This window comes from Perlabentimonas gracilis (assembly GCF_011174675.1).
Taxonomy (GTDB): domain Bacteria; phylum Bacteroidota; class Bacteroidia; order Bacteroidales; family Tenuifilaceae; genus Perlabentimonas; species Perlabentimonas gracilis.
Window position 1 is genome coordinate 1 of sequence record NZ_JAANIG010000025.1, and the last position, 24,467, is coordinate 24,467.

At 40.1% G+C, this 24,467-nt stretch carries 23 protein-coding genes; 2 read left to right on the plus strand and 21 right to left on the minus strand.

Annotated elements, in window-relative coordinates; genetic code table 11:
* Positions 1 to 83: 83 nt before the first annotated feature.
* The 21 genes from G8O23_RS11170 to G8O23_RS11270 all read right to left on the minus strand — a co-directional run bounded on the left by G8O23_RS11170 (position 84) and on the right by G8O23_RS11270 (position 21,684).
* A complete protein-coding gene (locus G8O23_RS11170; protein WP_166364805.1) occupies positions 84 to 545 on the minus strand; it encodes a BF3164 family lipoprotein in 462 nt (153 codons plus the stop codon).
* A gap of 280 nt (positions 546 to 825) precedes the next feature.
* On the minus strand, positions 826 to 1,401 hold the full coding sequence (locus tag G8O23_RS11175) for a hypothetical protein (protein ID WP_166364807.1): 576 nt from the start codon (positions 1,399 to 1,401) through the stop codon (positions 826 to 828).
* Positions 1,398 to 2,531, minus strand: a complete 1,134-nt coding sequence (locus G8O23_RS11180; protein ID WP_166364809.1) for a 6-bladed beta-propeller — start codon at positions 2,529 to 2,531, stop codon at positions 1,398 to 1,400. The genes G8O23_RS11175 and G8O23_RS11180 overlap by 4 nt, the downstream gene beginning before the upstream one ends.
* Before the next feature lie 85 nt (positions 2,532 to 2,616).
* The gene (locus G8O23_RS11185; RefSeq protein ID WP_166364811.1) at positions 2,617 to 2,832 is read right to left on the minus strand and encodes a hypothetical protein; all 216 of its coding nucleotides are present in this window, start codon (positions 2,830 to 2,832) and stop codon (positions 2,617 to 2,619) included.
* Between the two features lie 396 nt (positions 2,833 to 3,228).
* Positions 3,229 to 3,567: a LytR/AlgR family response regulator transcription factor gene (locus tag G8O23_RS11190; RefSeq protein ID WP_166364813.1), complete on the minus strand. Its 339-nt coding sequence runs from the start codon at positions 3,565 to 3,567 to the stop codon at positions 3,229 to 3,231.
* A gap of 461 nt (positions 3,568 to 4,028) precedes the next feature.
* Complete coding sequence (gene lepB / locus G8O23_RS11195; RefSeq protein ID WP_166364815.1) at positions 4,029 to 4,973, minus strand: signal peptidase I; 945 nt, start codon at positions 4,971 to 4,973, stop codon at positions 4,029 to 4,031.
* Positions 4,966 to 5,244 carry a hypothetical protein gene (locus tag G8O23_RS11200; RefSeq protein ID WP_166364817.1) on the minus strand — a complete coding sequence of 93 codons (279 nt, stop codon included), beginning with the start codon at positions 5,242 to 5,244 and terminating at the stop codon, positions 4,966 to 4,968. The genes lepB and G8O23_RS11200 overlap by 8 nt, the downstream gene beginning before the upstream one ends.
* 321 nt (positions 5,245 to 5,565) lie before the next feature.
* Entirely contained in the window at positions 5,566 to 6,579 is a 1,014-nt protein-coding gene (locus G8O23_RS11205; RefSeq protein WP_166364819.1) for a BF3164 family lipoprotein, read from the minus strand.
* 184 nt (positions 6,580 to 6,763) lie between these two features.
* The gene (locus G8O23_RS11210; RefSeq protein ID WP_166364821.1) at positions 6,764 to 7,024 is read right to left on the minus strand and encodes a hypothetical protein; all 261 of its coding nucleotides are present in this window, start codon (positions 7,022 to 7,024) and stop codon (positions 6,764 to 6,766) included.
* 357 nt (positions 7,025 to 7,381) lie between these two features.
* Entirely contained in the window at positions 7,382 to 7,720 is a 339-nt protein-coding gene (locus G8O23_RS11215; RefSeq protein ID WP_166364823.1) for a LytR/AlgR family response regulator transcription factor, read from the minus strand.
* A 575-nt stretch (positions 7,721 to 8,295) separates the two neighbouring features.
* Positions 8,296 to 9,231 (minus strand): receptor L domain-containing protein, encoded by a 936-nt coding sequence (locus G8O23_RS11220; protein ID WP_166364825.1) that lies wholly within the window; start codon positions 9,229 to 9,231, stop codon positions 8,296 to 8,298.
* Between the two features lie 7 nt (positions 9,232 to 9,238).
* Entirely contained in the window at positions 9,239 to 10,246 is a 1,008-nt protein-coding gene (locus G8O23_RS11225; protein ID WP_166364827.1) for a S41 family peptidase, read from the minus strand.
* Positions 10,247 to 10,255: 9 nt separating this feature from the next.
* Positions 10,256 to 11,053, minus strand: a complete 798-nt coding sequence (locus G8O23_RS11230; protein WP_166364829.1) for a hypothetical protein — start codon at positions 11,051 to 11,053, stop codon at positions 10,256 to 10,258.
* Positions 11,054 to 11,102: 49 nt separating this feature from the next.
* Entirely contained in the window at positions 11,103 to 12,179 is a 1,077-nt protein-coding gene (locus G8O23_RS11235; RefSeq protein ID WP_166364831.1) for a BF3164 family lipoprotein, read from the minus strand.
* Positions 12,180 to 12,434: 255 nt separating this feature from the next.
* On the minus strand, positions 12,435 to 13,328 hold the full coding sequence (locus G8O23_RS11240; RefSeq protein ID WP_166364833.1) for a hypothetical protein: 894 nt from the start codon (positions 13,326 to 13,328) through the stop codon (positions 12,435 to 12,437).
* A 39-nt stretch (positions 13,329 to 13,367) separates the two neighbouring features.
* Positions 13,368 to 14,594 (minus strand): hypothetical protein, encoded by a 1,227-nt coding sequence (locus G8O23_RS11245; RefSeq protein ID WP_166364835.1) that lies wholly within the window; start codon positions 14,592 to 14,594, stop codon positions 13,368 to 13,370.
* 55 nt (positions 14,595 to 14,649) lie between these two features.
* On the minus strand, positions 14,650 to 16,176 hold the full coding sequence (locus tag G8O23_RS11250; RefSeq protein ID WP_166364837.1) for a lipase family alpha/beta hydrolase: 1,527 nt from the start codon (positions 16,174 to 16,176) through the stop codon (positions 14,650 to 14,652).
* Positions 16,177 to 16,179: 3 nt separating this feature from the next.
* Positions 16,180 to 17,022: a hypothetical protein gene (locus tag G8O23_RS11255; protein ID WP_166364839.1), complete on the minus strand. Its 843-nt coding sequence runs from the start codon at positions 17,020 to 17,022 to the stop codon at positions 16,180 to 16,182.
* 942 nt (positions 17,023 to 17,964) lie between these two features.
* Positions 17,965 to 19,245: a 6-bladed beta-propeller gene (locus G8O23_RS11260; RefSeq protein WP_166364841.1), complete on the minus strand. Its 1,281-nt coding sequence runs from the start codon at positions 19,243 to 19,245 to the stop codon at positions 17,965 to 17,967.
* Positions 19,246 to 19,311: 66 nt separating this feature from the next.
* On the minus strand, positions 19,312 to 20,529 hold the full coding sequence (locus G8O23_RS11265) for a 6-bladed beta-propeller (protein ID WP_166364843.1): 1,218 nt from the start codon (positions 20,527 to 20,529) through the stop codon (positions 19,312 to 19,314).
* A 24-nt stretch (positions 20,530 to 20,553) separates the two neighbouring features.
* A complete protein-coding gene (locus G8O23_RS11270) occupies positions 20,554 to 21,684 on the minus strand; it encodes a 6-bladed beta-propeller (RefSeq protein WP_166364845.1) in 1,131 nt (376 codons plus the stop codon).
* 613 nt (positions 21,685 to 22,297) lie between these two features.
* Here G8O23_RS11270 and G8O23_RS11275 point away from each other — a divergent pair.
* Both G8O23_RS11275 and G8O23_RS11280 read left to right on the plus strand, forming a co-directional pair.
* Positions 22,298 to 22,759, plus strand: a complete 462-nt coding sequence (locus tag G8O23_RS11275; RefSeq protein ID WP_166364847.1) for a DUF4168 domain-containing protein — start codon at positions 22,298 to 22,300, stop codon at positions 22,757 to 22,759.
* Positions 22,760 to 22,958: 199 nt separating this feature from the next.
* Positions 22,959 to 24,014 carry a methyltransferase gene (locus G8O23_RS11280; protein ID WP_166364849.1) on the plus strand — a complete coding sequence of 352 codons (1,056 nt, stop codon included), beginning with the start codon at positions 22,959 to 22,961 and terminating at the stop codon, positions 24,012 to 24,014.
* The last annotated feature ends 453 nt before the right edge of the window (positions 24,015 to 24,467 follow it).

Here is a 24,467-nt window from a genome sequence, read left to right on the forward strand (position 1 = left end):
TCGCAGCTTCTCTTCCTTGGTAAAACTTCGTTTTTTCATCATCATAAAAGTACAGATTTTAATCTATATCCTCGTCCGATGATTTAAGGGGCTAATACAGGCATTAGTAGTTGATCAAATGGAATCTGGTTTACAGGGGTGACTCTCGATCCGCGTATTAGGATGTCTTTAATTGAAAATCCAAAGAGTGTAGTTTTAGCAAAATCATTAAACCACACCATATTACTTCTCCGATCTATAGAGGGAAGACCCGGTGCTAAATACTCATTTGGACCTTTCCCTGTTTTTACAAAACCACCCAAATATTCAAAGTTGCTAATCTTGTATATTTTAATAAACTCATTAATGTTTTGGTCGCATATAAAGGCAAGAGAATCGATAACTTGAATAAACATTGGACTTCTACAGCTGTCTAGTTCAATTGCATCTATCAAATAGTTATCCATCGTTACAGTATCCACAAATTGAAGTGAATTGTTTGTATTGCAGGAGGGGGTGAGAAAAATTAAAAATAGTACGATAAAAGTATGGGTAAATGGTTTCATAAATAAATTAAGTTTTTGAGATTAATTGCACTTTATGCTTAATTAAATTGTTTCTCAGACAGCAACCGCTGCACTTACCTCTCTTGCTACATCACAATGGAATTCGTGTGGCTTTTGCCGTAATAAAAACTTTACCTAGCCACACTACTGCTGTTTAGTTTAGTTTTTGTTTAATGTTTTTATGGTCATTTGGCAATAGTATTTAACTTGTAATCTCCTACCACACGAAAGGACTCGTGCAGCAGCAAGAGAGGTCTCTTCCCTTACTTTTTATTCAACACTAGTGTACTGTTTTTTCCTTATCCGTTTTTTTACATATTTTACGAAACTGTTTTGTTTTCTTCTTATCTGCCCAGGGTTCCCCTACCATTCTTACTTTAAACTCTTTATCGATTAGCAAGGATTTATCGATTATCCACTTGGGGATATTGGGGTTTGCCATAAAGAAAAGCCGATTAGGATCCATAATTACGTAGAATTTATTGCTGATAGGCTCTATGCTATTTATTTCATCTAGGAAATTACTATAATTAAGCCCTTCAACAATAAACAGTGCTGTATGGTTATCTTGTTGTTTTATGTTATCCATCTTTTTATGCCAATCAATGTAGCGTTCATAGCATGGGGCACACTCATTTAGTAAATAAATTAAAGATATATAATCGTAGCTGTTTTTTAACTCATCTATCGAAAGAATAGAGTCTTGCAAATGAACTGTATTGAAAATGTACAAATCAACAGTTTCGTTAAGCGTATCATCAATTGCTTTTTCTTCAGGAGTATGGCAAATACACCCACAGGTAAAGCCTGTTAATACTAATATAACAAGGAGTTGTAAGGTTTGTATTTTCATCATTTTTCTTCAACTAAAACGAGTATTGGATTGTCGGTGTAATGTATGCTGATTACATTATTTCCAATTTCTGTATTCTTCTGCTTTTCCACTGGGTCATGTTCAAAAAAATCCATTGGATTACAAGAGAAAATAATTGTATTTTCATCTATCCCTTTAGGGAATTGAAATGATCTAGTATTCGGAAGGTCAAGGTATAATGGGAGGTAATTTGCATATACGTTGTTGTTCCCATCTTGACTTATTGCATAGCAAGTTTTATGCTGGTCGTCAATTCCAACAAACAGATAATTATTGAAGAAAAAGGAATAGTTAATGTACGGGACATACCCTTCTTTCCTAGCGTAGTAAGAAAACCTTGATCTATTTTTGCCCTCGCGATACTGGTTTGCAAAATATTCGGGCACCTCTCTTTCACCTAAATTAAAACTAGCTAATTGACTAATTTCGCTATTGGTAAACTCATACAATTTAAAGATATTGGTAGGTGAAAAGTAGGTTTTATTATTTTGTTTGAAAAAGTTCTGACAGGTTATCTTAATTGCATATGGGTAATAGCTTTCATTCTCTGTTAAATAAGTTTCCACTACTTTTTCTTGTTTTATGCTATACAGGCCTAGAAAATATTTATCACGACTGCCAACGCCATTGTTAAGAAGTAGAATACTGTCGTTATTAATGCTAAAAATATCGGCACTGTAAAAGTCATTTAGTGGTAACGATTTCTCCACTATACCATCGTAGTTTATTATGGCAATGGAGTTCATATTTAAAGCGTAAATACGTTGTTGATCTTTGTTTACTGCGAATGATGGTATAAAGATAACCTCACCGGGGCCTTTGCCCTTAATCGTTTTGGTTACAAAACGGCCTTCGCAGTCAAAAATATACAGGTTAAAATTTGATAGAATAAAAATTCGATTTCTTGGTTGGTCAATACAAACTTTATCTATACTGCTAAGCTGACAATCTTCACTTGTTTCGAGTTTTACTATGTGAATTGATTTTTTAAGTTGTAAATTTTCACTCTGATTTGAGACAAGGCGTATTTCCAAGTTATCGTTTTTGCTGCTATTGCAAGAAATTATTAAGAACGAGAAGATGATAAGTAAAACAACAGGTTTTTTTTTCATATTTGAAATTTAATAGTTTACTATTGATTTGATCATAATACCAGCTAAAGAGAAATATCTTTAGCTGGTATTATCCTAATGTTAATTAATTTTTCTCGCAATTTCCTGCGTTACCAAATGGGTGACACGCCCACCTATCTGAGCCTTCATAGCATTCAGTATTTGGAGTGGTAGTACAATCATTTGGTACGCTGCCTGTTTCAAGACCTGGTAGTGAGTACCCACGAGCACTTAAAATTGAGATAGTGCTTATTATAAGAATAGTAGCCCCAATTATTATAACCAAAATTTTCTTCTTCATAACTTCAATTTTTTTCAAATTTAAACCAAGCGCAAAACATCATCCGTTTTTTGTATTGTAAATGCGCTTTTTTCTTACCAATTAATTTTCTCCTACAGCCCCTGCTGTATTGGTAACAACAGCGTAGCTGTGTGCGGAGTCCAGCAACCACCACCTGCGGTTGCATCGTAATTTACACTATCTTTGTCACAACATAATTTACCTCCTTTCCTTTTCGGTTAGGGGCGTGCGAGGGGGGAGCTTGGGCTGGTAGGCTGTTGGCTTCCCCTTCTTTTTGCCCACATTTTTATGGTTATAAATGTAAATGATGTTTTGTAAACATCCAAATATCAGCCAAATATGGATAACTGCAGCACGAAAGGCGATAAGTGCATCATTTGGACCGATAACTGCAGTTTAGCGTTGGGTAAGCAGCTGGCGGATATGGGGGTATTTTCTCTGCGAAACGTCAATTCTGTGCGTGCCGTTCACTAAAACGTACCGCTCGGGGTGTCCTTGTAGCTTGGTAACGTGTTTTAAATTCACCACGGTGCTGTGGTTTACCCGGGCAAAGCCCAGGGGGGCTAGCGTTTCCTCCACTTCCTTAAGCGGTTTGGCAAGGCATAGGGCATCGCTCCCAGTGGTGTTAACTAGGGTTTTTCCGTTTTGGCAGCAGGCGTATAGGATCTCATCCAGAGGCAGCAGCGTTATCTCTCCTTTCTGGGTAACCTGCAGCTTGCGATTGTATATCGTCATAACGAGTTGGTTTTGTTGGTTTATCACTTTTTGTTCAGATTATTCCATACCCACAGGGAGCATTGAGAATGCCTACCCATGGGATTTGGGTTGGCAGAAATTGGAGCCCCCTCTACCCTATGTGTTCGTTTTGGGCATTTTGTGACAACCTTTTGGGAAGAATTTTTGCTATTTGGAGGGATTGTAAATAGACAGTGTGGCTAACGACTTGGTTGATAGTAATGTAATAGGGGGGGGGGTGTGGTTGATTTTCTATACGCCGGTTCTTTCTTGTTTGGGTTGCTCAGGACTCTGGAGGAGGAGAGGGGTGGTGGTTAAGAACTACCTCGATGAGCAGGATGCTGCCCAAAGCAGCTGCCTCAGCAGGGGGAGAAGTAGAAAAAGGAGATTCATCTTTTTGATTATGTGGATAAATTGTACTAGCCTAGCAGGTAGGATAAAACCTATTATATTGATATAGGTTACTCAATCCTCTTCAGCACCCTAGGCTCTCCAAATTTAGAATATATAATTCGAGTTGCCCTTCCCAAGATGGCCGACTCGGGTACCGGTCCAAACTGGCGGGAGTCGTTGCTATTGTGTCGGTTGTCGCCCAGCATGTAGAAGTAGTCCTGCTGGAAGGTGAAGCTGCTGTCGGAGCAAGCAGGTGAAAACCTTTCCACCTCATGCAGTTGAAACAACTGGCTGTAGGTTTCCCAACTCTCATTGCTGGTGGCAATGGTAAGCCCCTTGTAGGGCACGATTAGCTTTAGGGTATGGGAGGCTGGGCTGTCCACGGCAGGCTCGGTAAACTGGGCGTAGGGCTCTGCGATATGCGCTCCGTTTATAAAAACCGAGTCGTTAATAATTCGTATGGTATCGCCCGGAAGAGCCACGCAGCGCTTAACGAAGGCGTCGGTTCGGTGAGGCTGGGTGAAGATTATGATGTCGTTGCGCTTGGGCTGGCTGTACCCCCAAAGGCGATGGTAGCCCCAGCTGAGGGAGGAACTCTCCTCCTGACTATGGGCGAGCCAGAACAGCACGTTGACCCAGGGTACCTCCAGGGGCGATGCAGGTAGCCTTGGGCCGTAGCGCAGCTTGCTGAACCACACCACATCGCCGCTCCGCAGGGTGGGCTCCATGGAGCCGGATGGGATATGGGCGATACCCACGAAGAGGGTTTGCAGCATAATGCCCATGGCAAACGCCCCCAGCAGCAGGGTGGGGTACGATACCCACTTCAGCCGCCTAAACCCTACGGCCACTCGATGCTTGGCTAGGTATAGCCATAGTAATAGGCACAGTGCAGCTAGCAGTATGGCTAGCCATACCATGCCCAGCAGCAGGTGCAGCGCCCCTAAGCCCAGCAGTGCTATCTGAAGCAGCCACCAGATGGGGGTGCGCCTCGTAAGCGATCTGCTAGTCATTCTTCCCCTCTGAGCAAATCCGCTGGAATAGCTCTGTCATCTCGGGGGTAGCCCAGGGTGCTCCCACCATGCGGATGCGGTTCTGGGAGTCGATGAGCACGGAGCGGTCGATGATCCATCGGGGGATTAGTCTGTTTTCGATTAAGTAGTTTAAGTTCTCATCAATTACATAGTAAAACCCTTCAACAGTGTTTTGTTTCTTTTCATTAGATAAATAGTTGTAAAGCTCTTTTCTGAAGTCTGAGTATCTTTTTGTCTGAATAACATACAATACCTCATAATTTATTTCATTGGGTCTGACTTTAACCTTGTCTGTCCATTGTGAAAACTTTTGAAAGCAAGGGTCACATCCATCTTCTAAGTATACAAGGAAAATGTAGTTGTATTTTTCTTTAAATTCATTTAAAGATATTGTTTCGTTTTTAAAGTGTACTTGGGTTAAACCCTTTAAACTTATTGTTTTATTAATAGTATTTCGAAGGTCTCTTTCTTGCTCACTAATCGAGCTACAGTATGAAAATAAAACGGATAGAATTAGAGTTAATGTAGTTCTCATGACAGGAACCGTTGAGTTTTGTTGTGTGTATTTTAGCTAAATTTCAAATTTCGCTATTTTAAATTCTTCATCAATAATTATTGCGTAAATATTATTGTCAGATGTATTGCTAGCAATTCTTATTATTGGATATTCAGATGAAATCTTCATTACTACATTGCCAATATAATCGTACAGAAAAATTGTTCTAGGGGCTTTTGTAAAATCTCTACCAATGGTACTCTCATCAATATTGTCGGAAGCATAATCGCGTTGTAAGCAGGCTATATAATCTTTTGTTAATGTTGATGCCCAAATGCCTAGTTTAGCCGGATTTCTAATAAAGAAATTTTGCTTAACGCTAACCTCATCGAGCATATTATTTTCACTTGCTAGAGTGAATGAATTATTTTTGTATTTGTATATTGCTAAGTAAGGTATTAGGATATTTGTATGGACTAGTAGGCTCTTCTCGTCGTTATAAAGGATGTTACCTTGATATATGTCAAAATGATTTTCTATCCGTTCATTTATAGGTGTTTTTCCAAAGTTGATGTTTTGTAAAGGGCTCCACAATTGAAATAATGTTGAATCTGTTGCTCGTAAGGCAATTCTCACAGAGTCGTTAATACTCACTATTTCATGAGTTCCGCTTTTTTCTCTTCCATTTAAAAGAATTGTGCTTAATTTCCCATTTATTGCAGAATCTATAGATATCATCGCTTCTTTAGAACTATTAAGATCCCATACATAGATATTGTTGTTGCGTATTGTAAAAGGTTTGGGTGTTGAAAATTCTTTGGGACCACTTCCTAAATTTCCTGCTTTTGCAAGTTCCGCACCATTTTCAATTGAATGTATATGTAAGAAATTATCAGAAGCACCACTATGCTGCCAAACAATATATTTTTCATTCACCAGCAATTTTCCGGGAAAATGGGTGATTAAACAATCGTTTAAAATAATAGGTTCTATTCTTTTTGCTTCAATTTTCCTGTTTGCGTCGCTACATGATACTGAAAGGAGAATGATTAATATGACAATCGCAATGCTAAAGGTTATTCTTTTCATCTGTGTTTTTGTTTTTAACGGTATATATGCCTTACTGTGCAAACAGTAAGGCAGGTTAATATTCATTAGATGCATAAATTTTGATTTACTTGGTCAATTATTATGGATGTTTCATTAAACTTTTTAGAAAGCTGGCTAAAGCACTCTTTTTGAACAAGAGTAACCTTAGCCAGCGAGATAGATTTTAATTCATGGCTTGAATTAATTCAGCTTTTGCAGGTTTTGTTGCTGCTGAATATGTATTTCCATCTTTCCCTTTACATGAAGTTTCGCATATGCAAGCATTACAACCGGTCTTCTCTGTAAATTCGTCAGAGGTCATTTGAGCTTTGGCCATTATACTTATGTCACCAATTGAAAATACATTTTTGTTAACATTGGTTGACATTATTGCTCCAATAGCAAAAAGAGCAAATATCGAAATTGCAAATATTTTTCGTTTCATAATTTCTTATTAATTTAGTTTAGATATTTGGCTGGGCTTTATTAACATTAACTTTAATTGTTGTTTACACCACAGCATCTGATGTTAAGTTTCACTTTGATAATATAGAGATATACTCTCTTCTAGATTTATCCTATCTTTGTCACAACATAATTTACCTCCTTTCCTTTTTAGGTTAGGGGCGTGCGAAGGGGGAGCGCTGGCTGTTGAGGCACTGTTGGCTCCCCCTTCTTTTTGCCCGTGTTTTATATGGTTATAAATGTAAATGATGTTTTGTAAACATCCAAATATCAGCCAAATATGGATAACTGCAGCATGAAAGGCGATAAGTGCACCATTTGGATCGATAACTGCAGTTTAGCGTTGGGTAAGCAGCTGGCGGATATGGGGGTATTTTCGCTGCGAAACGTCAATTCTGTGCGTGCCGCTCACCAAAACGTACCGTTCGGGGTGTCCCTGTAGCTTGGTAACGTGGTTTAAATTCACCAGGGTGCTGTGGTTTACCCGGGCAAAGCCTAATGGAACTAGCGTTTCCTCCACCTCCTTCAATGGCTTGGCAAGCCAAAGGCCGTCGATTTCCTTGGCGTGAATTATGGTTTTCCCATCCTTCCAGCAGGCGTATAGGATCTCGTCAAGTGGCAACAGCCTGGATTTGCCCCTAAAGGGTACCTGTAGCTTACGGTTGTAAAGCGTCATAATGTTTGGGTTTTAGTTAGTTTACAGCTCGTTATCGGTGTTTAATTTTATGGCAAGGGCTCCTTTGCCTTTTAGAGGTAGAATATTACCCTACAGCCGAAGACTCCATGCCCCTCTACCCTATATCCTTGGTTTGGGCCATTTGTGACAACGTTTTGTGAAGTATTTTTGCTATTTGGAGGGATTCTAAATAACCAGCAAGGTTAACAGTTTGGTTGGCAATAATTTAGTGGTGGGGCGTGTTTGTTTTTCTATAGATACGTTTTTTTCTATTTGGGTTGCTCAGGATTCTGTAGGCGCAGCGAGGCGCTGGTTAAGAGCTACCTCGATGAGCAGGATGCTGCCCAAAGCAGCTGCCTCAGAAGAGGGAGAAGTAGAAAAAGGCGATTTATACCCCGTTCAACCGAGGCTATACAGTTAAAAATAAGTGCAATAGGGTTTTAGGTATATTTAACGGGCAGAACCCGAAGAAACAGATACGGCTGAGCCTGGAGCCTGCCTACTGCAGGCAAACCTCAGCTGAACAGGGGACTTGAAATATAAATCAAATGCAGCTTAACGTAAGTTATTTGATACTATGGCATACAAACACCATCAAGAATATCTTCTCGTGAGGGGTTATATGCATTTTGCCTCACTGTTAGTTTTGCCAAATTATTGGATTCTATTACTGGAATCAACGAGCAAAAATCTGTTAGTGATGAGTTTTTGTAAATTGTTACAGATTTTAATCCCGTGCTAATATTTTCAAGGCCATCTAGGGTTTCAAGAATATCGTTATCATAAATATATATTTCAGCTACACTTGTTAAGCCGCTTAGCTCTTTAATTGACATTAAACTTGCATTACTAATAATATACAGATAATCCTCAATAAAATTCAGGTCCTCAAGCCCCTCAAGTGATGTAATAAGGTTTTGATCTGCAATGTATAAGTTTTGTAGATAGTTGATACCCGAGAGGGCAGACAAGCTGTTTAGACTACTATTCCCATAAATCATTAGTTCTGCACCTGAAAACACCCTTAGCCCATCAAGGCTTTCGAGAGAAATATTATTAGCCACCTGTATATTGTTTGTAAACGCTTTTATATTATTAAGCCCTAGCAGGTTTTTTAGGCTCTTGTTTTCGAATATTAGAATATTGCCACCCACACATTCTAATTTAGATAATTGGTTTATGCTCTCTAAACTTGAATTGGTCTGTATGTATAGACCGCTATCGATGGTGGTGAGATTGTGGAGGCCATCGAGGTTTTTCAGCAAATGAGATCTGTAGATGCTAAGCGAGCCCTTAATGGCCTTAATTTTATTAAGATTTGACAGGGTGCTGATGTACTCACCGTTTATATGAAGATTCCCGTTTACTGTCGATAGGGTAAAGCCATCCACATCCTTTTGAGATTTAAGGTAATAGTCCTTAAATTCGGGTTCATCCTTACCGCATGATTGCCCAAGTATTGCTGCCGCAATCATAAAGCATAATGATAGCAGAACTAGATTTTTTCTCATTTCTCGACTATTTTATTAATAGCATTTCAAGCGCTTTATCAAGCTGGGGGTCAATACCCGTTTCTTGGTGAGTTGTGTCCCAGTAATCAACAGGTAGTTCAACTTCAACATCGGGATTTATACCATCCTCCGTTAGCTCCATGGCAAGGTTTAATGTTTTATTTACAGTGTAGTGGAAGTACCATCCGTTTCCTAAAAGGACAGGGCCTCTAGCACCAGCACCACCCCCCGATCTTTCCCCCAACAGGGTGCTGTTGGTTAAGTCTTTAAGAATGGAGGCAACTGAGTTCCCCATGCTGTAGGTGCTTCTATTGGTCAGAACAATAATCGGTATTGAACAATCCACTATTCCTGTACCCTTTACTTTAATTGGGTAGGGTATGGTGAAGCTATTGTGGTTGGCTCCATTTCGGTATTGTTCGTATAGCACTGTTTGTTCCCCTGTGAAGAAAAGGCTGCTTACATCATAACCCATAATTTGACCTCCTGTACAATCCCTCAGATCAAAAATAATTCCGTTGCTGAAACTATATTCCCCAACAAGGTTCTTGATTAGATTAATTTCTCTTGTAGGTTCAGGCATAAATAGCATACGTAAGTACATTATATCATTTGAGAGCTGAGCCAAATGAAAATGTTCAAGCAATGCAAGGTTCTCAAATTCATAGTTTAGATAGGTGCGCCAGAATTTAATTGATGGATTCTCAAATTGCACGGTGGCTACCTCATCACCTTTACCAACCCATACATGACCATCGTTTAGTTTGAATACAATTTCTTGATATAGCACAAGGGCCTGTTCGTCTGATTCTACCTTTTGGAATTTAGGTGCATAGGTTGCATAAACCTCATTCCAATTTACCCCTTTCTCGTTAAAGAAAACATAGTGTTTATCCATGGTTTGCCAAAAGGTTTCAAAGTTTGAGATATAGGAAGTACTCGGGTTGACAATATCCTTCTCGCATGAATGCAGTATGAAACAGGCTAATAAAAGTATGGCAATTCTTTTAGTCATAGTGATGCGTTAGAATGTAATCCCTAGCCCAACGCTGTGCTGTGCATATGTTTGGTAAAATGGCGCCAGGCTATGAGAAAAGTATTTAAAAAAGTATGATATGTTGTAGTGAATATTGTTGTGAGGCAATGTAATGCAAAATTCGCTATTCAGCATATTGTAGTTGAGCAAGTGGTATGTTGCGTTGGGAATTAAGTAGTATGTGTAAGGGTTTTGCGAGAGGTTGAGGTTGATGAGAGGTGGTTTGGGAATATGCCCCATTCCTAAAATTGCAAACCCCAGTTTGCCCCCAAATACAAATTTCTTAGCGGAGTATAATACCTGGATATGGCCATTACCATTTATGCCCCACAAACCGAATGGGGATAAATAATTGGTGATTTCATATGACTTCTCCGTAGGATATGTGAATTCAGCAACTAGTGCTGGGCCAATTCCTAGGTTGATTACTGTGTTGGGAATAAAACTTGGTGCCTTCCAGTGCCATCCTAGCTCAATGGCCAAATCGCTAAATCTATAGATGGGGACATCCTGGCTGGGTGAAATACTAAAGTGCAGTGCAGAGGTGCTAAGCGATGCAGATAGGTCAGATTTCCAGTTTGATAAAGCAGTTGTTCTGTGCCAGCTATACCGCATGGTGAATAAATTTCCAGGCAGCCCATTGGGCAGATTAAATGTGTTGGCATAGGCCAACCTACCCATATGCACTTGCACTTGGTGCATATTTAGTGTTTGCGTGCTATCGCATTTACCTTGGGCTGTTAAAGCAGTAAGTTGGATTAATAGTAATGCGATAAGATGTTTCATTGTTTTACTATGCATAGAGGGGGATATTCAAGATATAACCTTTATTCTGCTAGTTATTAAGGTTTGGGATTTGCGCTAAATCGTATTTGTATACTGTACCATCAAAGCTATCCGGAATAGTATAAAGCATCCCTTTATTACAAATGGTGAGGTTCAGAATACCAAAAGGAAAGTTTAGCTTAGCAACAGGGTTAGTATGCTCATCAAATACGAGTATGGTGTTTGCGTAGTTTGGCCTCATATCTTCCTCATTAAACGATTGCCCTCCCTTGTAGGCGATAAAGATTAAATTGGTAAAGCTAATAGCATGAGAAGCAAAGGAAGTATAGTTGTTGAGCAAATTACCCGATGCATGAACCTCTGGTTTAATGTCTGTGAAATTATTGCCTAGCCTATCGGATCTATCCATAGTCTCAAAATCGAACCGGGTTATCTTATTGAGTAAGTTATAAAAAAGGAATGCTTTGTTATTGTGTATGGTAAAAATACCCCTGTTGTAGATAATATTAGCAATATGGTTTTCTGATATCTTTTTATTATTGTTATTGCCGTATGTTCTAACAATTTTGCCATTTATATCCATCTCTGCAAACAGGTTGTCGCCCGTTGGGTTGTAAACCAGAAGCGTAGTGTCCGACATCTGATGGTAATCGGTTATCATCATCATTTGGTTCTGCAACTGTATTGATGCGTTAGGGGTAAAACCATTTTCTGCCTCGGATATCATTTGGTTAAGGGGAATTCTGTGGATTAGCCTTTTGGGTGGTTCCATTAGCCAAAAAGCATCGTAATGGGGATAAACCTTAAATAACGAAGGGTTAATGAATTCGTTCGGACCATTACCAATGGCTCCAAATCCGTTGATAAAATCACCTGTTTGGCTGTTGTAAATTTTCAGAAACATGTTCTCATCCCTTAAGTCATTTATTAACATAACAGAGTCGTGCACAAAAATATCAGTCGGCGAAAAGCAGTTGTCAATTCGAATTTCCTCCACTCTAACGCTACCCATATCCACCTCAATAGGGAACTTAGCGAAATCGTTTTTACTGGGTGGGTTGCACGAGGTAATATGAATTAATCCAATCATAATGTAAAAGATTATCATAGTCGAACCTGTTTTCATAATCATTGTTTTGATAGACAATTATTCTGTGTTGTAATGGTGTAAATTCCAACTTCAAGAGCACCCGTAGCAGCCAGTAGTAAAGTTTTCCTTCGACCTTAAAGATAACAACTTGGCACAAAACATTTATTTTTTTGTAGCGCTCCCTTTTGCTTGCTTATTGCAATCTTTAAAAAAAAGCATTCGCCACATTGTACACCATATACCGATTATGGCTTGGAGTATGGGATCCACCCTTTTTTTTGCTGTCTGGGCCTATAGCTCCGTTGAGTCTTTGCCCGTTTTGCTTTTAATAAGCTTGTACGATAAACCTATACCCACAGTAGGCATAGCCCTGTTGATCTTGCTTTCGCCAAAGGAAATAGGAAGTCCACCATGAAGTTGGAACCCTATCCGTGAAAAGTTGATGTTCACCAGCAGAGCGGGATCTATATAGTAATCGGCTTGGTGGGCGTAAAAGTGCTGCCCTATATGCTCGTATGAGAATGGGTAAATGGGGTCGTATTCTATATTGTAATGCCTTAGATACCCCATGTTAAGCTGGGCTGTAACTTGCAACTTTTTATGCTTGTAGGAAATACCCAGAAGAAAGTTGTGATTAAAAGTGGTGTAGCGCAAATGGCTTTTTGTTAGGGTGTAGTTATCTGGTAGTAAATATTCCTTATAGATGAAGTGACCGCTGCCGAACATAATGCTACTACCTGCTTCCCACTGGAGGAAGGGGAGAAGATCCTTATGATAAGTGGCACCCAGGTTAAAGGCGTTGGTATTCCCGTCAAAGGTAATGTTATCGTTAGCCCCCTCTACATTAAAAATATTGTACCGTATAGTGTGGAAGTAGCAGCTATGTAGGCTAATGTTGTCTGAGTATGCGTACGATACATTTACCCTGTTGTCGTTAACCAGAAGGTAGTTGCGCCATACTTGCTCAAGGGTTGCCCTGGCCCTATAGCCCGCATTGTACACCCCGGCCCAGCCCATATCGGGCCAATAGAGTTGGCGCGTAAGGCTAAGCTTTAGCTCGCCTTGTGGAGCAAAACAGCTGGTTATAGGTGTGTAGGTGGTTCGGTAGTTGAGGTAATGCTGTGCGTAGGCTCCCATTTGGATTGAAAGGCAAGTTATTACGACAAAAATATTTTTTCTATTCATGGCTTTGTTGTTGGCTATTTAATATTTATCACTGTTATGCTATAACCCCTCAAAGCAATAGGTGTAACCCAAATCGCCCACAACCACAAACTTTTTACCCTCGTCATTCTTATAGGTGGCAACGCCGAATTGGGTATCATACCGTAAGTCGAAGTTAAGCACCCGCTTACCGGTGTTTAAATTGTAGGCCTGAAGATTTTTTCCTGTAGATACTATATACAGCACATTGTCGAGAATTGCTGATGGGTACACCCAGTCCTCGAAGACGTAAAGCAAGCTATGGGTGTTCAAATCCACCACGTAGTGACCATCTACGTTTAGGGTATTGTTGGGGCTAAGCCCCATTATCAACTTATCGTTGTAGAATGTGTGATAAATGTAATCACCCCAGTCAATTAGCTTCACCTCGCGCTCAAAGGATAGGGTTTCCATATCGAAAATCTTGTAGCCTGTGCCTGTGAAAAGGAATACCCTCCCATTGTTCACCTCAACTTTACTGAGCCAGCTATCCAGCGGAATGTTTTCAACCAGCAACTCCATAGTTTTGGTATCTAGTAGCGACATAAAACACTCAATAGAATCGGGTTTTGAAAGCCTGTGCTCATCGATAAACATGTAGTCTTTTTGGTTGTAATTAAGTGGGTGGGGTCTGCCCCTGCGGTGCCAATCGAAATTGGGATGCACGGGTAGCGTGGTGGCGAAAAAGTACTCGGTGTCGCCGTTTTCAATACTTACCTTGTAGATGGGAAAAACTTCGTCTGAAGTGAGGACTAGGCAATAGTAGTAATCATCATATGCCTCGAGATGACCGAGAGTCTCAAGATGTGTTTTCCAGATGACTTCGCCGGTGTTAATATTTAGCTTGGTATGCATCAAATCACCCTGCTCTAGAATGGGGATAATTATGTAGCCCTTTTCATTGTTGAAAATGGAATACTTTAAGAATAGGATCTGTTCCCCAGTGTAATCTTCTGAAGTCTCAAAGAATTTCTCCCAAAGAATTTCACCAGTGTCAACCCTCATGCATCTTAACCCACCTCTTTTGTTATCATAGGTGTCCACAATCACTTTGTCATCGAACTGCCAGTAGGGATAAAAAACGCAGGTTACAAAGTTAGACGTATCGTGGGCAACTTTCCATAAGGGTTCTTGCCATACTACTACACCATTTTCTATGATTTTAGTCGGCTGAGGGGGGAGCGACTCCTTTGCGCAGTGCGAAAGAAATAATGATACTAATAGCAATAGAATAAGTTTCGGGTTCATATTGTAATTTTTTATTTGCTGCGATACCCATAGGTATCGCAGCAAATTTAGGTGTTTATTTTTTGTCAATTTTGAAATATGGATGGCTATTAAACTGGCTCACCAAATAATCTCTTACACCTCGACTCCTCTTTGCCTGTTCATGGTTGGTCTGAGGGATAGTTTTGGTAGTTGCCCCGGCTAGCCCATGCTGCGAGGGCAGGGTTACAATGCCATCGTTGGGGTGGATATTCTCAACGGTAACGGTGTAGGTGCGGGTAACCAGCTGCCAGTACCCATCGCTGCCCGTTCCTGGATCGATAGGGTTGTACGGTTGGGGCTCGTCGATAATTGGCATTAAAGGAAGTTGTATAGGATCATTAATTCCCCCATTACTTACCCATACATATTCAGTTACGGTTCGGGTTTCGGTGGTGTAGTATATGCTGCCTAAGCATTTTTGGTACTCTCTTTCGAACCCGTTCTCCCAGAATAACGCTTGTCGTTTAAAGGCGTCTCTCCGTTCTAAATAGTATGAGTTGGTAAGGCCTAACGACCACCAGCTACCGTTTTTGTATTGTCGCCAATACTCAGACTCACAAGCTCTAGAATCCTTTGCGATTGCTTTTGTTACATCATATGCTAGATTATCTGAAATATCACCTATTCCAGGGTTCGGTTGCTCCATATAGCTCAGCGTTGAACCTAAGAAACGAATGCCTGCGGGGTAATCAGCTGTTCCAGCAATTGTAATCCGAGGACAATTCATAGTGGCGGCTTTAAGGCTATTTATAGCCGAACTTGTTGGTTTTAGGTCATTTTTACTATGCTCATATACAGGCCCCTCGTTAGGTCCAAAAACATAGAGCGATGCTAGCTCTATTCCGGAAGCAGCAAAATCTTTTACAAAGGGAACTATTTCCTCCTTAATCTTTTTTGCAGAGAAGTAGTTTACCATCCAATTTGCTATTAATGCCCCAGGAACACTTAATAGGACCCCTCCTATTGTACAAGCTGTAAACAATGTGTTGTTGTATTCTTGAATTGCACCCTTCGCTTGTCCAAATCTCTCGGCAGCTTTTAGCGTGTTATAATGAAACGTGTTAATGTTACCCACAGCGCTACCCATAACTTTATAGCCAGCAATACCCTCATCTTTAACACGGTCGAATAGATTTTTTATTTTTCCGTTGTCGAATGAGCTGGCAAACTCGGCACCCAAATGAGGTGAGTTTAGGGTGATTAGTCCCCCGAAACGACGATTGGGGTAATCCTTATAGTACTGGCGCGATACCAGCCCACCCATACTATGGGCAATGGCAATGTCGTTGTTAGCTATACCTATAGACGAACCCCCGGAAAGTTGAAATGCAGCTTCAACAAAACCTCTATTCGAAACGTATGAAGGATGATAGGAGTTGATTTGATAGGTTGCTCTAAAGTAATCGGACATAGCCTTTAAGGAGTTTACATCACCCTGAATGCCATGTAACCAAAAAACATTACGATAATTAGGGTTTGCTTTTTCGTTAGACCCTTGTGCCCCTGATGATAGTGGGGTTAATAGCAGTAATGCGAGAGTTATGTTTACTATCCGTTTCATAGTTTAAAAGTTATTTATGCTAATGTTGTCATAGTTAGTAATGGTCTTATGCTCAATAACCTCTCCGGCGTAATCAACCGTGTAGCTAATTGCCTCCTCGTAGGCTAGCACTGGAATCTCATCCACCAGCCTGTAAAGCATGGTCACCTTGCTAACTAGATTACCTTTGCTATCGAAAAGTTCGGAGATAACAGGGACACCGTATTTAAGGTTAAGGTATGAGACAGCTTTATGGTTGGCAATATTCTCATCAAGCTCATTGTCCTTTTCAAACACTCTTGTTAGCTTAACAACATTTGAATCGGCTTGTACCTCAACAGCAAATGATGATGTTTTACTGTTCATCTCCAGCATTTCCTTCATCAACTTTGCTCGCTCTGGGTATGGAGTAACAAGGTAGCTGAGATCCTGTTGGCTCTTTTCTGTTTTCAGGTCTGAGAATATGCTTTCCCCCAGCTCGTTGTAAATGGAAACATCGAAGTTTGTGGTTACAATCTCCTTCCATTCTGGTTCAACAAAGTCTTTTCTCTTGCTTTTAAACCCATCAAGCCTTTTGGTTTTAATGGAGTAATTCTCCTTCTTCGTGTCGAAGAATATGTTAACCTCCTTGTCCTCAGACTGGATGTCAACTCCACCTATGTTTTTGCGTTCGCCCTTGCTCACTGATGTGCTAAAGGAAGTTTCCTTTTGCGTGTAGCTTAGCTGAATCCCCGATTTAAAGGGAGGTGTTGATTCTATTACTTCTTTAGTGGGCAGCTCTTCATGGCAGCTGCTAACGGATAGCAGAAGTATTATGGTAAAAGCCAAAACTCCTGTTTTTCCTTGTAGTTGGTTAAGTTTTATCATGTTAAGGTGAGTTTAATGTTTGTTAGTCTTGAGGTTGTTCGCTCTTTAGAATGTGGAAACGATGGCTATGTGAACCCAATGACGAAACCACCTATCTTTAGCTGTTAAAACCTCGATTTACTTTCCATCCCAGAGTCAATTTGCAGACGAAGAATGGAATGGTTTTCAAATTTCTCATTTTTTTTTGACGGTGTTTCATATCCCAACTGCCTTGTAGTGGGTCAAAACTGTAACCATCGATGGAATGGTTACACAGTGTAATTTGTTTTACTATTCTTTTTCTTTACCTCCCTTCTTTTTTATGGTATTTACATTTTCGGGTTGTTCTAGGCTTATAGATTAAGGTGTTTCGTTATTTTTTAACCAATTAATTTGCGCTTACCTGTGTTCTTGCTAAATGCCCTTTCCAAAGAAATGGGTTATCAGAAGAAATCCCCTCTACCCTATGTGTTCGTTTGGGCCATTTTGTGACAACCTTTTTGGAAGAATTTTGACTATATGAAATGAATCTAAATAAAAAAACAGGACTAACTATCAGGTTGTGAGTGATGTAATGGAGGGGTGTGGTTGATTTTCTATACGCCGGTTCTTTCTTGTTTGGGTTGCTCAGGACTCTGGAGGAGGAGAGGGGTGGTGGTTAAGAACTACCTCGATGAGCAGGATGCTGCCCAAAGCAGCTGCCCCAGCAGGGGGAGAAGTAGCAAAAGGCGATTTATACTCCATCCGACCGAGGTTATCCAATGAATCCCGACTGCCCTAGGGGATCTGCTTTATTTGCCGGACAGAAGTCGATGATTATAGATACAACTGATGTTTAACTTCAGGAGGCAGGTAAACCTTAGCTGAACAGGGGGGTTACCAAGCATTGCTATCCTGATTTATTCTTGCAGCAGATATTGTAAATTCTGACTTGTCTCTTTTATCATACCTGTGGTAAATTCTTTATTCGTAGGTAGTATTTAACTGTTTGTTGTTTTTTTGTGAGGTCTCAGGTTGTTTAAATGCAACCTTTGCTATGATAGGGTTAAGATCCTCGTCATTTTTATCCACCAATGAGTTTAATTTTTCTATATGAGGTATGAGGCTTGGGTTTTTAGTAGCGGATTTAGTGAGTTGACTAACCCTTTTCTTCAGTGAATGAGGATAAATAACGGTGTACAGTGTGTCATCAAACATAGCCAGCGGTGTGCCAAACAGGCCGTAATCTATATCATTCTCGGGAATGCCAACTTGTGTTTTTCCCAATAGGGCATTTCTAACCACTATATATATTCCGTTTTTACTATATTCCTTATCCTTGGAGAGGAAGAATTGAAAAAAAAGAATATTGCCTACTTCAAACATATTGGTAATATTTGTAGCATAGGTATCTTTATTACTTTCTTCAATTGCCCCAATAAATGCATTAGTTAGCTTTTCGATATCATCATCTTCAATTTTGCTTAAATAGTCGAACTTCTTTCCTACATTGTAGCCATTAAAATTAATATGATATTTTACATAGCACTCTAACGCATTGGCAAAATATATTTTGTTGCTCAATGGTGTCGCTACTAATACTCCATCGTTATTTCTTACCATTTGGTTAGGTGCTGCTGAACAGTAGTTCTTATGAAAAATTGGCAAATATGTTTTTAGTATTCTGTTACAAGAATCGGTTAGAATAAGATTTGCCGAATGATCTTTTTTAAATAGTATTGGGTCAATATAATTAGATGCGTAGTAAATATATGTGTTTGGTGCTATTAACTCAAAATTTCTGAGGTAGCCAGGTTTTTCTCTCTTAGAAATATAGTTCCAGTTCAGATCAACTGTAAGTATTTTTGGATTTCCAACATCAATAATTTCAATTCGATTCTTTATCGTGTCAATCACAAAATCAGATATTACAGCGCATTCATTTGGCCCTTTTCCTATCCTGTCAAATCTTGAAACATAATCACCTTTGGTGGTGTACTTGTGGATTATTTGGGTCTTCTCATCAAAAAAATATAGCGTATCACTAACTTTCACCAATTTACTGATGCTTGCAACCATATTGTCTTTGCTTTTGCCAAGACTTATGTAGTTAATTCCAGAGCTAAAATCCGACATCATTAGTTTCTTTCCCCTAATAATATCTACGATTAGTTCTTCACCCTTATATTGATCAGGTTTGTTCATGCACTCTACGAATAGCACTACTATATTTAGGGTTAATAGTATGAAAATGAACTTTTTCATAGTTAACAAATTGATTGTATTGGAAGTAATAGTATATAATCTTTCAATTGTATTGAAACTACCCTCTTACTTAAGTCTCCCAATGGCGATAATGTGATTATCGGTAGGCTTTGTACTTTGTGCCAGTTCATCGGCAATGTATGTTTTGTTACTCTGTTCTGCTGCTCTTTTGCTTGACTCGTTGTGCATCTCAATAAACTCAACCGCTTCAATGGCGTAGGCAACCATTCCGTTGGGCTGCGAAAAGAACGTTGTAAACTCATTTATTAGCGGATCTCCGTGAAAGTTCACATCATCGACAATGCGATAAAACACTTCATTTGAATTATGCAGCTTGTTATGATGAATATATACTGGCACTTTCCTACCATATTCATTGTCATCTACTGAGGTGTGCTCGACAAAATGGAAGAAAAGATGCTTGTTGGTTTCAATAAAATTCAGTATGCCATACATATATCCGGAGCCTTTCAAGTGGTTGAGGCTAAAATCTGCCACATGGTCGTATGATCTGTTGTACATTTGGGTGGGAATTGCCTTTTTACCAATATCCATTACATACCTTGGTTCAAAACCTTTTTGGCTATAGTGGTAAACGGTGTCATGGTGGACATCGGTGATTAGGATACCATTGTTGAAGTACGAGAAAAAGTCGAATCTCCTGAAATGCAGATACTCCGATTTGAACTTGTCAATGGTTAGATACCCCTCTTCTAGGATGCCATTATTGAATCGCAAAATTTTGTCGAATTGGTCGCCTGAGGCATCGTTACCACAGTGAAAAAGTCTTGTGCCATTGTTGTGAATTGCCATATTCATAGTGTACCTACCCACTTTGTACTCATCAATAAACTTAAAATTGCGGTCGAATCGAATAACCTTCTGCTGACCTGTGTTAAGTACCTCGATGGTGTTGTTCTGGGCAACGACAAAATCAGTTATACCGGTGTACTCGCCTGGCCCTTTGCCCTGGCTATTCAGCTGGTTTAAGTATTTTCCATTTACATCGAACTGGTACACCGATTTCCCATCGGAGATATAAATGTAGCTAGCGTTGACAAAAATCTTGATGATTTCTCCAATCTGAACGGTAGGCGATGTCTCTAGCTTAACAAGGGAGATCTCTGAAAAGAGTTCCGACCCCCTTTTTATAGGCCTTACTTTACTTAAATCGAACTTTATTGATTTGATATGGGAGTCGCTGTTGTTTGTATTGTTGCTGCAAGCTCCTAGCGTGAGCATTATGCAAATGGCAATAGTACCCAGCAATATTGATTTGCTCATATTATGGTTTAGTATGTTGATTTTTTACCTTTTGATCTGAAATGAGAAAATTACATGGTTGCCATCATCAGAAAGTTTTCCTGTGCTGGCGATATCCTGAACCGATAGGTACTCTCTAAAGCTTAGTGCATCAGTAATAAAGTATATATTATTCGCATTGTCAATTCTCACCAATTTGGAGTTACCCAGCAGCGTTCCTAAATTATCACCCGAGAACTCTACAAGTGTGGCAGATTCTTCGTGGTAATCATAAAAAATGCCCGATCTGCTATTGCTTTCGCCCTTTTGGTAGAGGCAGGATATGGCCAATACACCATTCCCTTCGACAGCACCTGTTGTGGTATGGAAACCCATACTGCTTATCCTATCAAAAAAGGCAAAGGGATCGGTTTCTTCTTCGAACGTGGCTTCAGTAACTGCATCCTTACCAAAGTCAATCCTAATGATTGGTATTACTTCATTGGGCTCAAGTCGATAAATATTGGGAAAAAAAGATTCTCTGAATAGTATGGAATTATCCGATTTGAAGAAATTTTGCTCCATTACACCGAGTAGCTTGGAGGTGAGTGGAAGGTGAGGCTGGACCAAATTGTTACTATCTGCGTAGTGAAGCCTATAGGCATGTTCTCCACTTCCGTCAATCACCATATAGAACCAGTAGTCGTTATGTTGTCCTTTGGTAAAGCCAGAGCAGCGAACAGGGACAGCTTGTTTTTCAAGATACTGGCCATCAAAATCATAGCGTTTAATGTACTTGTCAAGATCGCTTAAAATTTCTAAGGTTCTATTGTTGTGGTCAATGGTAAATCGACCGGCATTGCTAAACTCTGCTTCCGCTTGTCCCGAGCGACTTATGGAGTTAAGTAGCTTTCCATCATTGTTGAATCTTAAAAATTCTTGCTTGGTGAAATCGAAAGTAAAGTAGTTGCCATCAAAGTATTGTATCTCAAACATATCGCTCAGAAAGTATATCCCTTGCGATTCTAACTGAATAAACTTAAGGTGATTGGTGCTAAAGTAGTGTGATGCCTTCTGCTTTTTGATATTCTTATAGTTCAACGTAATACAACCATTCTGGTCGATTTTCTGCTTTGGGCTTGAGCATGATATTCCAAGTACAGCTACAGAGAGAATGTATAAGGTTTTAATTTTCATTGTTTTTTTAATTTGATTTTTCATTTGGCGAACTGCTCACCTAGCAAATAATTAGTTCTTGTAATGGATTGCTTGAAGTTTGCAATCAATGCCAAAAGACATGTTGCCAGGTTAATATGTATGGATGGTAAAAAAACTGGTAGTTTGTGCTCATAGAGGTTTTGGTTTAGTAGGTTGGTTTGTCTTTATGGTATTTTCCGTTGGGGTAGGTTTCTGAGTTGGCTTTATTGTTTTGACAAATTATTGTAGCACTCTTTTAAGTACCAAATCTATAAATAAATAGTTTATTTTCTGTCATTTTCTATCATTAAAAAGTGGTCTTTTGCACCAAAGGATTTACTGGTTTGTATACTTTGTTTCATTCGAATTCGTATGTTTTGCACCCGTTGCATACGGAGTGTTAACTTTTTTAACATCCTATGTAAGTATTTATTCATCTGTATACATCATCAAGTGGGGGGGGCAGTGTTTTCTCTATAATCCCCCAATCCCATCTTTCTGGTTAAACAACGTTATTCTATTTGCATTGCCATCTAGTTAGCCTCATCTTAACTTTTAAGTAAGAACAAAGCGTTCGCTACGGGCGTAACTTTCTAATCAAAAATGATCTATTATGAGGTGTTTAAAGAGTTTAGTAAGTTTTTTTACAATTGCTGCAATTGGTATGGGCAGCTTGTTGGCACAGGTACAACCAAACCCGGATGTGTCAGACAAGGAAGTGAAGCAGTTTGTTGCTGCTATACAGCAGGTACAGCAAGTTGAGATGGCCACACAGCAAGAGATGGTGGGTGAGGTAAACAAGGAGGAGATGGAGGTTAACCGGTTTAACGAGATAATGCAGGCTCAACAGGATCCCAAGGCAGAGGTGACACCACCAACTGAAGAGGAGATGCAAAAGGTTCAAAAGATTGTCAAAACTTTTGAGGATATCCAGCTAAAGGCACAACAAAAGATGCAGCAAAGCATAGAGGAGCAGGGGCTTACTGTTGAGAGGTATCAGCAGATAACGAATGCAGTGCAAGCCGATAATGAGCTCATGCAAAAGGTTCAAGAATCAATGCAGCCCCAGCAGTAATTGTTTAGTATCAATTTTGCATGGTAAGAGAGAGGAGTGCTATTATTGCTCCTCTCTTTTGTTTTTCATACATTGTATAGGTTGCATTATCACTTGATAATTGTAAACAGAAAGTAATTAAACGGTAATCCTTTCAGATATATTTTCATACGATTGTCAGTGTTGTGTATAATATCGATATTTGGCAATAAAATAGGTTATGAACTATCCCACCCCAATCACCTCCGATAACCAGCACAAATCCCTTACTGCGGCAGCCCAAAATCGCAGGGTTTTAGCCGATATGGAGCGGGGGCAAACATACTGCGCCGAGGGAACCTACGGAACGGCCATGGCCTTCTACTCTTGGCTTAAGAAGCAGGTGAACCAGCAGTATCCAATTATCGACTATCACTCGTCGAGGGTAAATAGGGATAAGCTTCGGGAGCTAGGCCAAAGGTTCTTGGTTAGAGTTGTGAACCATGAAATCGGCTTGCAAAAATCGCCACCTGTTCCTTGGCTGCTCGAGTTTTATCCATCTCTCCAAAATTTTTACCTGCCCTTTACCGATGTGCTGGGCATCAACGGGGCGTACCAGTGGTATGTAAATGGTATGCAGTTCCCCGGGTTACAGCACAAGGTGCATCCATTCTACGGCGCATACTTTCCCACGCGCACAGAACATTTGCAGCTATTCGATAGCTGGTTGCAGCACAGTAAGCCCGTAGCCAACGCCATCGATTTGGGCACAGGTTGTGGAGTGCTCACTTTCTATATGCTTAAGCATGGTGTCGGCAATGTGATTGCAACCGATATCAACCCCAATGCTATCCAAAGCGTAGGGGAGGAGTTAGCCCGCCTTAATATGCAAGGCAAGGCCATGTTGATAAACACCGATTTGCTTGAGGGTGTTAACTGCAATAACATCGATTTGCTTGTATTTAATCCTCCATGGATTCCCGACAACGCCACAGGAAACCTCGATTTGGCGATGTACTACCAGACTGATTTATTTGAGCGATTCTTCGGCTCAGCTTACGAGGCCTTACCACCCAAATGTAAGGTGGTTATACTTTTCTCAACATTTGCCCAAGCGGCTGGCCTTAGGGTTGAGCACCCCGTACGTTATGAATTGGAGCACTATAAGCGGTTCGGTCTAGTAAATCATATTCAATCGCTTGTAAACCAAAAGCCATCGCACAAAAAGAGTTGGTTGTCAGAGATACGAAGCAACGAGATAATTGAGCTATGGGAGTTGGAGAGGGTGAGTCGGTGATCGGTGGTCGGTAGTCAGTAATCCCTGCCTGCCTTGACGTCCCGCCTGACCACAGTAGTCGGGCAGGCAGTCAGGCAGGAGCAGTCAGTAATCGGCCTGTCTCGTAAGCCGACGCTTTTTGGAGGTTGACGAGATAATCAGTAAATAGAGGTCATTCAACCTGCCTTCCAAAGGCATCGTCAGTTAGGACATCCAATCCTGCTCTCGGGATGCGAAGCATAACGAGACAGGCAGGCATCCAATCACCCAAATCCCTAAACTTTAAACTCTAAACCCTAAACCCTAAACCCTAAACTCTAAACTCTAAACCCTAAACTTTAAACCTTAAATCTTAAACTCTCTATCCCATTCTCCCCTTCCCACATGTTTATAAACACACCCAACTAATTATCTCCGCAAAGGTTTTCGAATTACATTTTTATCAATAAATTTGCGTTGCTTTATCGCTTAATA